The following is a 12,789-nucleotide window of genomic DNA, read 5'->3' on the forward strand; positions in this document are numbered from 1 at the left end:
TTCGAATTTTAAGTTGGTTAGGTGATCAAAGCCTTTCGATACTTACGAAATTGTTGACATAACCTGAACCAATTATTAGAGTGGCCCTGTAAGCATACCGATTTGTCTCATCTGTAAAAAGAATGGTTTGAATATTGCCGTGATGAGTGAAGTTTGCTGAAGATTGCCAGCGGTAAAACGTGCCACCTGCAAAACTGTCGGATCTACGCGTATAACCTGTCACAGTACTGGACGCGCCACCCACCGATAGCGCTCCCCCGTGATAATTGTTAATGCTGGCACCGCTCAGCGTGGCGGTACTGTCCATCCGTATCATTAAGGAACGGTTTCCGCTGGTGGACACCTGAACGCTTATGTTTCCGAGTGAAACGGGTACTCCAGCATTTACAAAACCTGAAGCTTTGGTAATACCTTCTTGTTTTACCAATTGGCCGGTAGCGGTATCTAAGGCCACATTCATGGTATTGCTGGTTTTGAGGGGCACATTGCCTATGCGGACATCCCCATTTACATCAAGCTTGGCTTGCGGTGAACTGGTACCTACCCCCACGTTTCCTGTTTGGGCTGTAGCTATATATCCTGTTAAAGGAAAAATAAGGGTAAGAAAGAATAGTTTTTTCATAAGGGAAAGGTGAAGTTAAAAGTTTTGAGATGTGCCCTAAGGTAGCTCCACAATACTCATATTATTGAAGCGGCTTTCATTTATTAAAGATTGAGTGGAGCCTATAGTATGAAACATCCGAAACTCCACTGTGTCGCCTTGCGACAAGGGTCTTAATACCATCAGGCTTCCAGTAGGCTTACTTTGGCTGGTTCCCCCATTCGAATCATAGTTTGCGCTTGTTGCAATCTCAACATTGTTTACGAAAACAGAAACATTGACTTCGTCACTATTGGCATTGTTGGAACTTAACATTGTGCCGACTGATAGTTGATACAAACCTGTACGTGGCGCTGTGAAAATTCCAGTGCTGGCATCGTAAGCAGAGGGCAGGGTATTCACCACCGTAGATGACCAAACGATGAGTGTACTTGTATTAGTGGGAATAGAATTATTAACTGTCTGGGCAGCAATACGTACCAAAGTATCCGATTCAGGTCTGGTGGACTGTAACGCAAATGTATTAGTAGCAGTGTCCAAAACAACCTTCATGGAGGAGGTTGTCACTGTTTTCATCGAATCCACCCGCAAGTCGCCCTGTACGTGGAGTTTGGCTTGTGGTGAAGAAGTTCCAATACCCACATTTCCTGATTGAGCGCTGACTATATAACTCGCTAAGACTAATATGGCCATAATGATTTTTGTTTTCATGTCAATTAAATTTGTTTAGAGTCTGTTTTTAGTATTAAAAGCTACTGCGTTTTAGCTTCTGTAAGATTGGTATTGATTTAAAATTAAATACTGATTTTCAATAATATACCAAATGATAATATTCAAACCTATGGGAGTTCTTCAATACTCAGAAAGTTCCATACCGAATTATAAAGTGTTTGGGTAGAGCCAACCCCTTGAAATGCCCATACTGAAACAGTTTCTCCAGCATTTAATTCAACCATGGTGGAAAGGCTGCCCGCAGGTTTGTAAATGCTCCCACCTCCACTTGAATCAAAATTTCCAGCTGCGGCAAAATCAGCACCGTTCTTTCTTACTATTACAGTATGCTGTGCATTATTCCCCGTGTTGGGATTAAAAGTGAGATTGGTCGAAATGCGGTAGAAACCCTTGTGGGGGGCTGTAAAAATACCTGTCGAAGCGTCCCAGGCAGATGGCACCGTATTGATATCTGTACCTGACCAAACAATGCGTGTAGCTGTAAGATGCGGAACTGAGTTTCCACCTGTTTTCGCATAAATTCTAACTAAGGTATCCCGGTTAGATCGTATGAGCTGTATTGCCACCTTCTTTGATGCAGAATCCAAAACCAAATTATACTTAGAATAATCTATCGCTTTGAGTGAATCTACACGTAAGCTACCTTCAACGTGTAGCTTGGCCTGTGGTGCAGTGGTGCCCACTCCAACATTTCCTGATTGGGCTACTGTAATGAAACTTGCTGCTATCAGTACTGCTGTAAATAAATACTTTTTCATAATTATACTTTAATCAATTTTCTTCTTTGCGTCATAATACTTTTTACCACCAAATGCTGCTCCAGCTGCTAACAGCAAACTTATCCCTCCATCTAATGGAGCAGGTGAAGTAGGGTTTCCAGGCTGGGCATTAAGCAATAAAGTAGACCCGATGAATACGAGAGCCACCAAAGCAATTGTGTTTATATTTTTCATGGTACTAATATTTTTGTAGAAGATGATTTCAGATTATCGTCAGTAAATTGTAGTAGGTATACTCCACTTGCCAAGCGAGGACTAAGCACGGTTTGGTCACTCTCCATACGTTTGGTGGCAAAGCATTTTCCTCCCAATCCATATAATTTTAAGGTTCCGTTGTCCATGCCTATTTTTCTAATTCCTATTTGTCCTTCAGCATTTACCCAACCCACTATTTCTGGAAGTGTCTGCTCTGCATTCAAGGCTACTCCTTGCTGATTTAAGTGAAGTACAAAGCGTTTGTCATTGTCATTCATATCCACCTTCACCGTCATGTCCTGCTTTCGCAAATCAATGCGCTTGCCTCCTGCCAGGTCTTCGAGCTCCACCTTCCAAGCCGGGTCAAGTTGATTGTCATCTAAGCTAAAAGTGTGAAGGGTTTGCGCTTGTTGTGTTTTTACGGTAACCGGTATGCTGTACCCAGCCACAGGCAGATGGTTTATGCTCAGCTCCAATCCTTGGTACTCCATATACATGGTTGGCACATCTCGGGTTGATTTTATCTTATAGGCATCATATCCATTATCCATACCTATAGTGGCATCTGGTCCAAAGAAAACCACCATTCTATCATAGGTGGAATCATTGGTATTGGTAACACTTAGGTTTAATAAATCGTAAGGTCTTGAACTCATAAAAGCAGTGGCCGTAGAATCTGGCTCACGCACGGTATTATCAAGAGTAAAAGTACCATCCGCATCTACTTTTATCCAAAAACCTTGAAATGGCTGTATATGTGAAGCTCCGCTTGCTGTAGCGTTAGTGTTGTATACTGTTACTCCGCTAGATGTAAGAGCTTCGTACTGGCCATTTACATTATCCCACACATGGATAGCTTCGTAAGTCGGAAAACTTCCTAAAGCAAAAAGCTTATCCACACTTACATTACTAGGATAAGGGTTTGGGATGAAGTTCCATCCCTGGGCGTTTGCATTACCTGTTTGACCAATGTCATAGGTGTTTTTTACAGCAAACGCTTGATTACCATTTGAAGGCGTACCTCCTATCCTGATAGTTTGCGTAAAGTCATGCACCCCATTTTGGTCACCAAACACTGTGTATGAGCGAGAGCCAGTAGTGGTGGGGGCTGCTTCAGTCCAGCCGATAGCTTCACCGGCACCAGCGTCTGTGGCATCCCAATAGTACATATTGCGTCTACCTGCCACACCTCCATCATTGGCACTGGTTATAAAACTTATACCATCTGTGTTAAGATTTTGAACTTGATTGGTAAACGGAATCCCCAATTGACGCCAGCCTGTGGTCATATCGGTCAGATACATTTCCATATCTAACTGTCCTATATTACCCACATTATTCACTTGAAGCAGTTGAGCATAGCCTGTGGCATCGGCATTTAGATAGATAGTGCCATTAGAAGTAATGGAGCCTTCTACCGTGAGAATGCCTCCAGGTTCTACCCATAAAGTATCTCCTGAGTCTACAAATAAATCTTGTGAAAAAGCACTACCAGAAACTACCAATAGGCAAGGTAGCAACCAAGATTTGGAGAATAAAGATTGATTCATAATAATAGTAATTGAGCAGTTAATTATGCGTCATACTCACTACCATTATAACATCCCCTACCCACACAAAAGCGGATTGGAAAGTGAATCAATAAGGTTGGAGTTTCAATGACGGTAGAACAATTTTTTTCTACAAAGCAAATATATGCAACCTACTCAAAAAAATCAAACATAAAACACACACAACCAGATAGATACAGCCATTATTTGCAATTCAAGTCCATCTTTATTTTTTAAGCACCAATTTATAAGCTCATAAATATCAAGTGTTTAAAATATTCCAAAATCAACAGAAAATCACACCTTGTAAACCTTTATTTTAGTTAAAAATTTACTTTCTAAAGCGAGAAAATAAGGTAGCGAGCTTGTATGGAATTGTTATCTCATTCAATCCTGATATTTATCATTGTGCTCATAGCCCCAAGCTTTTGTAAATTTGCAGCGCTTTAAAATTGATGCAGAATGGATCCCAACGCAGGAAAAAAAGGAATGATCAATAAGTATGGTCGCGAACAGCTTATCAAAAAGCTCGAGGCCGAAACTTTTAAAAGGAAGACGGTTTCCTTTTACAAGTATGTTATTCTTGCAAATCCGCAGGATATGCGCGACACACTTTACCGTGAGTGGCAAGAGTTGGATTGCAACGGACGAATTTATGTAGCTCGCGAAGGCATTAATGCCCAGATGAATGTACCCGAGCACAACTGGGAGGCCTTTGTAGAAAAGGTGTATTCTCATCCCGAACTTAAAGATGTTCCCTTCAAAATTGCGGTAGAAGATGATGGCAAATCATTCCTGAAGCTTACGGTAAAAGTTCGTGAAAAGATAGTGGCCGATGGCCTTAATGAAAATGATTGGGATGTGACCAATGTAGGCCGACACCTAAATGCAGAGGAGTGGAACGAAGCTTTGGATAACGAAGGAACTGTAGTGGTGGATATTCGCAATCACTATGAAAGTGAGATTGGTCATTTTGAAAACGCCTTGCTGCCAGAAGCCGAAACCTTTAGAGACGAGCTCCCCGAGGTATTGAACTTATTAAAAGGGAAAGAAGACAAAAAAGTGCTTTTGTATTGTACGGGAGGTATTCGTTGTGAAAAAACAAGTGCCTACCTTAAACACCATGGTTTTCAAGATGTAAATCAATTACATGGTGGCATCATTGACTACGCTCGTCAAATAAAGACTAAAGAGCTCCCCAACCGCTTTCGCGGAAAAAACTTTGTATTTGATGACCGCCTTGGTGAAGGTATTTCTGAAGAAGTGGTTTCACACTGCCATCAATGTGGAAAGCCTTGCGATAAGCATGTAAATTGTGCTAACAAGGAGTGCAATCTTCTATTTATACAGTGTGATGAATGTGCTGAAAAGCACGAAGGAACCTGCACACCAAAATGTCAGGAAATAATTCATTTACCAGAGGAAGAGCAAAAAAAACTACGTCAAGGCAAAAAGCAAAAGAAGATATTTCATAGTCATAAAAAGGTGAATCTCAAGGGAGAAGAATAATATTCTTAAAATATGTAGGCCTTTTCATGCAACGGGTTGAAATGTTATGCGTCCATAACTATATAAACAAAACCCTTAAACATGAAAAAATCAGCTACACTTCTCTCAATTGGTGGAATACTTTTTTCCACATTTTCTTACTCTCAATTAGCGGTAGATTCTATAGAGATCAACACCTTAAAAGCCCGTGTATATTCAGATGGTGGCATTGAAGAAATGCAAACCTTTGATGACACTACATACAATACCCTGCTATATGCTGATGGACTTTGGCTGGCAAGCTATGACACGTCCACTAATACGCTACATCAATCTGCTCAAACCTATCGCCAGGATGGATTGGACTTTGTGCCTGGGCCCGTTTCAAATGACCCAAATGCTACCACCAAATGGGACAAAGTATATCGGGTAAACCTTCAAACACTTACCGATTTCAAAAATGGTAATACCGGTGGTATCCCTCAAGAAATAGCAGACTGGCCTGCGCATGGCGACACCACCATGGGTGAAGCTTACTATCTAGCCCCTTTTGTGGATGTAAACAATGATGGGCATTATGTTCCAGCGGATGGCGATTATCCACAGATAAGAGGTGATGAAGCCATTTACACTATTTTCAATGACGCCAACGGCAGAACTACCCCTGCCGGAGTTGGTCTTGGTGTAGAAGTACACTCAATGCTTTATGGGTATAGAACCGGTGGTATTGAAGACAGTGTTCTGTTTCGCGAATACCGCATTATCAATCGTTCTAATAGATCTTACTCTGGTGCTTATATGGGTATTTTTGCTGACTTTGACTTGGGCAATTCGAGAGACGATTTGAATGGCACCAATATTTGGGCAAATAGTGTTTTCTCTTATAACGGAGACTCAGATGATGAAGGCCCAGCGGGATTTGGTTTAAACTTAGCAACATGTGGTATGCGAATGTTACAAGGCCCACCAGCTCCTTTTGGTGATGGTAAGGATAATGACAAAGATGGTTGTAGAGATGGTGTGAGAAACGCCAGTGGTGTATGCGTACCGGAAAACTTAGCAACAGGTGTTCGCGAGCAAATACTTTTAAGTGGCTCCATGCATTATTACAACATGCCTGGTAACCAAGGTAACCCAGATACTCCTTTGGACTATCACCAATATCTGCAGAGCAAGTGGAAAAATGGAAATGATTTAATCATTGAAAATCCTTCTGGCTTTTTAGATAATAACAATGGTGATGGTTATGTAGCAAATAATGTAGGGCCTACCACACTGTTTTCCTTTCCAGGTGACACTTATGACACCACTGGCAACTCCTTACCTAGTAGTGCAACCAATTGGTTTGCCTCTCCCAATAGCAGCAATGATGTAAAATCGCTCGCCATTGCCGGACCATTTAACCTGAACCAAGGTGAAGAATTTACAGTAGCAACAGCATATGTATGGGCTCGCAATGCGAATGTTGACCATGGTTATGGGAAAATAAATGAACTACTAGAAAACCTAGGAAACAACTATAACAATCAGCCAGTGCGTACCGTAGGCATAAATGCTTACAAGGCAAATCAAAACTATCAACTAAGCTTTAATACCGCTTCTGCGGAATGGGCTATTATTAATGATGAGGATAAAAACCTAAGTTTTGAACTGTATACCACCACTGGCCAACTGATGACCAAATTTGATGTAGATTCAGATTCAAAACGTACTATCCCAACCCAAGGATTTGCAAAAGGCGTTTATCTTTTGGTGGAAACTAAAACAGGTGAGGCGCATAAGATTACGAAATAGTAGATTGATTGTAGAAAAATGGGAATACGAACCGCTTCGAATTAGTTTTGGAGCGGTTCTTTTTTTCAATAACTTTTTAAGTTTTCTAGACTTGAAGGTTTATGGTGCAGGACTTTTTCATTCTCTTCAAAACCCTGATGATTATCATTTACTCATGGGTTTTAGAATTGTTAAATTTGGGGCATCATAAATCAGAATAAATATGCCCTTTTATCATAAACAGGGAAATATCCCGCATAAGCGACATACTACTTTCAAAAAACCTGATGGTGGCCTTTACTACGAAGAGCTATTCGGAACGGTAGGTTTTGACGGTATGTCATCACTTTTGTACCACGTACATCGCCCTACACAGGTGAAAAAAATCATTGGTCAAAAAGACGTTTCTCCAAAAGTAGTGGTGAGTAAAAATATCACCAGCCGCATGCTACAAGGCTGGAATGTAAAGCCCGTTGATGATTACCTTGAATCACGTGTTGCCGTTTTGGTAAACAATGACCTTGAAATTTCATTGGCCGCTCCGCGCAAATCACAAACCGAGTATTTCTACAAAAATGCCGATGCTGATGAAATGATTTTTGTGCACAAAGGCACAGGAACTTTACGCACCTTTTTAGGAAACATAAAATTCGGTTATGGTGATTATTTGGTGATTCCTCGTGGTATGATTTACCAATTTGAGTTTGACACTGAAGACAACCGCCTGTTTATTGTGGATTCATTTTCTCCACTTTACACACCTAAGCGTTACCGCAACTGGTTTGGTCAAATGCTTGAGCACTCTCCATTTTGTGAGCGCGATCTTCGCAGACCTGAAAACCTGGAAACACATGATGAGAAAGGCGATTTTGTGATGAAAATCAAAAAAGAAGGAACCCTTCACGAATTGGTTTATGCCACACACCCTTTTGACGTTGTAGGTTGGGATGGTTACAATTTCCCGTATGCATTTAATATTAAAGATTTTGAACCGATAACTGGTAGAGTACACCAGCCACCACCCGTGCATCAAACTTTTGAAGCAGCCGGTTTTGTGGTTTGCTCATTCTGTCCACGTTTATATGATTATCACCCAGAAGCAATTCCTGCACCTTACAACCATAGCAACATTGACAGTGATGAAGTGCTGTATTATGTAGATGGTGATTTTATGAGCCGTAATCACGTTGACAAGGGCTTTATCAGCCTACACCCTGCCGGGATACCTCACGGGCCGCACCCTGGAGCTATGGAACGTTCTATTGGCCAAACGGTAACGGAAGAGCTGGCTGTGATGGTAGATACTTTTAAGCCACTAAGACTTACTCAAGCAGCTTTGGATCTTGATGATGGTGAATACTGGAACAGTTGGGTAGAATAATCCACACTGAAACATAAAAATGTAAAAGGAGCTTTCGGGCTCCTTTTTTTTGGCTTTGGTAAAGTTTTGACCACGGAGAACTCCGAGCACCCATAATATTAACCACTGAGTACAGTGGGTTTCACAGAGTTTTATTTGCGACCCGCTCCGAAGCATTTCGGGTGCTTTGCCTGAAATCAATAGCTAAATTGATTTCACAAAAAAAGGGACACCTTTCGGCATCCCTTTTCTTAAAACTATATAATAATTGATCTTATCCCTCTTTTGCAGGATTGATCATTTCTTGCTTATAATAACCTTCACTAAGGCGTTGACCCATTTTCTTAAAGGCCTCAATAGTCAATTCAATATCCTCTTCGTTGTGCATTGCAGTAGGAATAAGGCGTAGCAAAATCATTCCCTTAGGAATAACCGGATATACTACGATTGAACAGAAAATACCGAAGTTCTCACGAAGATCCATCACCATTTGAGTAGCTTCTTCTACAGAACCCTTCATGTATACAGGAGTAACGCAGCTATTGGTTACACCAATATCAAAACCTGCATCAGTAAGATGCTTTTGTAGTGAACTAGCGTTCTCCCATAGCTTTTGCTTAAGCTCAGGCTTGGTCTTCAATAGCTCAAGACGCTTAAGGTTACCCACCACTAATGGCATAGGCAACGATTTAGCAAAAATCTGTGAACGCATATTGTACTGTAGGTACTGAATGATGTCTTTATCACCAGCAAGGAAAGCTCCTACACTAGCCATAGACTTTGCGAAAGTTGCAAAGTAAATATCGATATCATCCTGCACACCCTGCTCTTCTCCAGCTCCAGCACCGGTTTTACCCAAAGTACCGAATCCGTGAGCATCATCCACCATAAGGCGGAAATTGTATTTCTCTTTAAGAGCTACTACTTCTTTAAGTAGACCTTGATCTCCACGCATACCAAATACACCTTCAGTAATTACAAGGATACCTCCACCTGTACCGTCTACCAATTTGGTAGCGCGCTGAAGGTTTTTCTCAAGGCTGTCCATATCATTGTGAGCATACACAAGGCGCTTACCTAAGTGCATACGTACACCATCAACAATACATGCATGGCTTTCTGAATCATATACTACCACATCGTTTCTGTCAAGTACAGAATCAATGGCAGACATAATTCCCTGGTAACCGAAGTTTACCAATACTGCCTTCTCTTTACCTACAAATTCGGCAAGTTCATTCTCCAGTTGGTCATGATAATCTGTGTTTCCAGACATCATTCTAGAACCCATTGGATAAGCTAACCCCCAGTCAGCAGATGCTTCAGCATCAGCCTTGCGAATTTCAGGATGCTCTGCCAATCCAAGGTAATTGTTGATACTCCAGCAGATAACCTCTTTTCCGTGAAACTTCATGCGGTTAGAAATTCTACCCTCAAGCTTTGGGAAAATGTAATATCCCTCTGCTGCGTCTGCATATTGGCCTAATGGCCCTTTGTTGGTTACGATCTTTGAAAAAAGATCAACTGTTCCCACTTTTTGGTCTGTTGCTTCCATACCCTAATCTATACTTAATATTGTTTGCGGAAATCGTGTTTCCTAAAACTCCGTTTTGAGAGAGGTGCTAAAAATGTAATGTAAACATTTAGCGCCTTAGTTATTACAGCTGCAAGCCGCTTTTTTCAACCGTTTTTGGTTCATAATCAACGCGATTGAGAAAATTATTTTCACTCATCCATTGATTACTATATAATTTACTCAGATATCCTGCTCCATGATCTGGCAGTACAACTACCACTACAGAGTCAGGTGTAAATTCATCTTTCATATGATAAAGAGCCTCTACAGCTGCTCCACCAGAAGGCCCAGGCATGATAGATTCCGTTTTTGCCAATTCACGAGCACGCAGCAAACTTGGCTTATCATCTACCTGATAAAATTTGTCAATATTTTCAAAAAGCACGGAACTCGGGATGATGCTTTTTCCAACACCTTCCAATTTGTACGGCTTTATTTCATTTTCATCTAACACACCATCAGTGTGATACTTCGTTAATACAGATCCATAAGCATCTACACCCAATACTCGGATATCCGCATTTTGCTCCTTTAGAAACTTAGAAGTACCAGATATGGTACCACCAGAACCAACACAAGCTACATAGTGTGTAATCTTTCCTTCGGTTTGTTTCCAAATTTCAGGACCGGTAAGTGCATAATGAGCCTCAACATTACTATCGTTGTAATATTGATTGATGTATACTGAATTTGGAGTTTCTGCGTGAAGCGTTTTTGCACGCTCATAGTATGACTCCGGGTGATCGGCATGAGCCTCTTTAGGGCAAATAACCACTTGGGCTCCATAAGCCTCCATCAAAGCTTTCTTTTCAAAAGAAATTTTGGTGGTGGTAAAAAGAACACATTTGTATCCTTTAAGTGCAGCAACCATAGCTAAGCTACGGCCAGTATTGCCACTTGTTGATTCTATTACTGTACCTCCGGGCGAAAGCTGGCCATTCCTTTCCGCTTTTTCAATAGCATATAAAGCGATGCGGTCTTTGGCAGAATGTCCGGGGTTGAATGACTCTAACTTAGCGTATACATTAGTGTTCAAGTCTTTGGATGCCTGCTGAAGGCGAATTAGCGGTGTATCGCCAATAGTTTCCAAAATACTCTCCTTTGCTCCTTTCAATCTCATAAAATCAATTTCAGCGGCTCGTTTTTTAAAAGGCCTTAGAAGAAGACATGACAACCCCAACCAACCTTTTTTAATGAAGGCGCAAATATAATGATATGAAGGAATAAGAGCGCGTGGGACACATATTTTAGTTTTTTATCATTTTGAGCGTGAATGAGTTTCCACGTTTGTCCGCTACCAGCAAGCTATACACGCCTGACACTAAATGATTTGTTTCCATGCGAAATGGGTAAGTAAGCTCCTTTTTCTCCACCACAGCACCCGATATATCCGTCACAAAAACGTCAATTATAGCCTGATCGTCAAGTCCTTTTATAAAAATAACATCATTTGCCGGGTTGGGGTATAAACTCAATTGCCCCTGATTTGGAGCATCAGTATCAAAAATAGTGAGTGGGCTGAAGTTGCCGAGACTGTCGAGGTGGAGGTAGTAGGTATCGTAACCTCCATTCATAGTGTCCTCTATTTCCCCTATAATTATTGCTCCACCATCATCCGTAGCCACGCTATTTACCACCCAAATATCCCGGTTAAAAAAACGTGTGATGGTCTTTTTCAACTGTAATTTTTCATCCACAAACATTATCTTAAGGCAGGGAATATCCTCTAAGTATAAACTATCCCACCTATATGGCAACAGCAACTCACCTGACTTTAACACACATCCTTCCTTGTAATAAGTATACATGTCATACCCATAAAGCTTAGTAAAAGCTGCACTATCAATCGAATTACCTGCACTATCGGTTTTATGTATATAAACCCCAATCTCTACTGGAAGTGATTGAGCCATAACCCATCCTGTAACATAAAAATGTCCATCTGGATGCGGCAAAACCTTATGTACGAAAGAGGTTCCGTAACCTGCAATTGTATCCAACTCCAAGGTAACACCGTCCAGTCGCATTCTAGTCTCCCCCCTAATCAACAACAAATCTCCACCATCTATCTCTAGCGCAGCCTCCAAAATGTACGTCCCATTTAGAAAAATAGTATCTTTTATAAGATTTCCACTCAGGTCGTATTTACCCACATAAAAATCCCTTCGCCTCCACACGTCACCACCATATAGATATAGTAGAGAATCACCAACCACCAACAAATCATGAGGGAGCACAGTAGTTGGCGGCAAGGCCTTACGAGAGCTCACATTTAGAGCTGTGTCCATAAATAGCAATTCGCTTTCATAAGGTTGGCCAGACTCCGTTTTAGCCATTAGCACAATAAAAAGAGAATCGCCAATAGGATCACTTATTGACAACACCCGCTTCCCAGGGGCCACCGATGAAAGAAACAAAGTATCCCGGTATGACATTGATTTATCTCCGCGTACAATAAAACTTTCCGCATTTCCACTACCATCTCTATACTGTAGTGAAATAAAAACACTATTCCCTACCATTTTCAAATCGAATAAGGCGAGGGATTCGTTCTGGTGGAAAATGTATTCGGTTTGAGCCAAAACCATTGAACTGAGCAAGGCAAAAAAGGTAAGTAGTGTTAGTTTTTTCATTTGGGAGTTTTGGTGAGTCAGATTAGTCTTTCAAAGAAAGGAAATTATTTATACCCAATCCAAACTTCCGCCCTATACCACATTTCTTACCTTTGCCAAAAA

11 protein-coding genes are annotated in these 12,789 nt (G+C 41.1%); 3 read left to right on the top strand and 8 right to left on the bottom strand.

From position 1 onward, the window contains the following. Positions 1–25 precede the first annotated feature (25 nt). The 5 genes from OWEHO_RS09870 to OWEHO_RS09890 form a co-directional block, all read right to left on the bottom strand. Positions 26–622: a hypothetical protein gene (locus OWEHO_RS09870; RefSeq protein WP_014202332.1), complete on the bottom strand. Its 597-nt coding sequence runs from the start codon at positions 620–622 to the stop codon at positions 26–28. Positions 623–658: 36 nt separating this feature from the next. Further along, positions 659–1,294: a C1q-like domain-containing protein gene (locus OWEHO_RS09875; RefSeq protein ID WP_169312778.1), complete on the bottom strand. Its 636-nt coding sequence runs from the start codon at positions 1,292–1,294 to the stop codon at positions 659–661. A 146-nt stretch (positions 1,295–1,440) separates the two neighbouring features. Continuing rightward, on the bottom strand, positions 1,441–2,091 hold the full coding sequence (locus OWEHO_RS09880) for a complement C1q domain-containing protein (RefSeq protein ID WP_014202334.1): 651 nt from the start codon (positions 2,089–2,091) through the stop codon (positions 1,441–1,443). A gap of 9 nt (positions 2,092–2,100) precedes the next feature. Next, positions 2,101–2,286, bottom strand: coding sequence for a PID-CTERM protein-sorting domain-containing protein (locus tag OWEHO_RS09885; RefSeq protein ID WP_014202335.1), 186 nt, complete (start codon positions 2,284–2,286; stop codon positions 2,101–2,103). Continuing rightward, entirely contained in the window at positions 2,283–3,857 is a 1,575-nt protein-coding gene (locus OWEHO_RS09890; protein WP_143764567.1) for a T9SS type A sorting domain-containing protein, read from the bottom strand. The genes OWEHO_RS09885 and OWEHO_RS09890 overlap by 4 nt, the downstream gene beginning before the upstream one ends. Before the next feature lie 462 nt (positions 3,858–4,319). Here OWEHO_RS09890 and trhO point away from each other — a divergent pair, with 462 nt between their 5' ends. From trhO to OWEHO_RS09910, 3 genes are all read left to right on the top strand, one after another. Then, complete coding sequence (trhO, locus tag OWEHO_RS09895; RefSeq protein ID WP_014202337.1) at positions 4,320–5,366, top strand: oxygen-dependent tRNA uridine(34) hydroxylase TrhO; 1,047 nt, start codon at positions 4,320–4,322, stop codon at positions 5,364–5,366. Positions 5,367–5,447: 81 nt separating this feature from the next. Next, a complete protein-coding gene (locus OWEHO_RS09900; RefSeq protein WP_014202338.1) occupies positions 5,448–7,139 on the top strand; it encodes a hypothetical protein in 1,692 nt (563 codons plus the stop codon). 202 nt (positions 7,140–7,341) lie between these two features. After that, on the top strand, positions 7,342–8,499 hold the full coding sequence (locus tag OWEHO_RS09910) for a homogentisate 1,2-dioxygenase (protein WP_014202339.1): 1,158 nt from the start codon (positions 7,342–7,344) through the stop codon (positions 8,497–8,499). Positions 8,500–8,752: 253 nt separating this feature from the next. Here OWEHO_RS09910 and OWEHO_RS09915 read toward each other — a convergent pair whose 3' ends face one another. From OWEHO_RS09915 to OWEHO_RS09925, 3 genes are all read right to left on the bottom strand, one after another. Beyond that, a complete protein-coding gene (locus OWEHO_RS09915; protein WP_014202340.1) occupies positions 8,753–10,033 on the bottom strand; it encodes an aminotransferase class I/II-fold pyridoxal phosphate-dependent enzyme in 1,281 nt (426 codons plus the stop codon). 103 nt (positions 10,034–10,136) lie between these two features. Then, positions 10,137–11,174: a PLP-dependent cysteine synthase family protein gene (locus OWEHO_RS09920; protein WP_041628152.1), complete on the bottom strand. Its 1,038-nt coding sequence runs from the start codon at positions 11,172–11,174 to the stop codon at positions 10,137–10,139. A 127-nt stretch (positions 11,175–11,301) separates the two neighbouring features. Beyond that, entirely contained in the window at positions 11,302–12,687 is a 1,386-nt protein-coding gene (locus OWEHO_RS09925) for a T9SS type A sorting domain-containing protein (RefSeq protein WP_014202342.1), read from the bottom strand. Positions 12,688–12,789 lie beyond the last annotated feature (102 nt).

The organism is Owenweeksia hongkongensis DSM 17368, from assembly GCF_000236705.1.
Lineage (GTDB): Bacteria > Bacteroidota > Bacteroidia > Flavobacteriales > Schleiferiaceae > Owenweeksia > Owenweeksia hongkongensis.

Excerpts from the sequence above, each read along its gene's own strand:
- OWEHO_RS09870 (WP_014202332.1), bottom strand. The coding sequence starts at position 622 with ATGAAAAAACTATTCTTTCTTACCCTTATTTTTCCTTTAACAGGATAT.
- OWEHO_RS09875 (WP_169312778.1), bottom strand. The coding sequence starts at position 1,294 with ATGGCCATATTAGTCTTAGCGAGTTATATAGTCAGCGCTCAATCAGGA.
- OWEHO_RS09880 (WP_014202334.1), bottom strand. The coding sequence starts at position 2,091 with ATGAAAAAGTATTTATTTACAGCAGTACTGATAGCAGCAAGTTTCATT.
- OWEHO_RS09885 (WP_014202335.1), bottom strand. The coding sequence starts at position 2,286 with ATGAAAAATATAAACACAATTGCTTTGGTGGCTCTCGTATTCATCGGG.
- OWEHO_RS09890 (WP_143764567.1), bottom strand. The coding sequence starts at position 3,857 with ATGAATCAATCTTTATTCTCCAAATCTTGGTTGCTACCTTGCCTATTG.
- trhO (WP_014202337.1), top strand. The coding sequence starts at position 4,320 with ATGGATCCCAACGCAGGAAAAAAAGGAATGATCAATAAGTATGGTCGC.
- OWEHO_RS09900 (WP_014202338.1), top strand. The coding sequence starts at position 5,448 with ATGAAAAAATCAGCTACACTTCTCTCAATTGGTGGAATACTTTTTTCC.
- OWEHO_RS09910 (WP_014202339.1), top strand. The coding sequence starts at position 7,342 with ATGCCCTTTTATCATAAACAGGGAAATATCCCGCATAAGCGACATACT.
- OWEHO_RS09915 (WP_014202340.1), bottom strand. The coding sequence starts at position 10,033 with ATGGAAGCAACAGACCAAAAAGTGGGAACAGTTGATCTTTTTTCAAAG.
- OWEHO_RS09920 (WP_041628152.1), bottom strand. The coding sequence starts at position 11,174 with ATGAGATTGAAAGGAGCAAAGGAGAGTATTTTGGAAACTATTGGCGAT.
- OWEHO_RS09925 (WP_014202342.1), bottom strand. The coding sequence starts at position 12,687 with ATGAAAAAACTAACACTACTTACCTTTTTTGCCTTGCTCAGTTCAATG.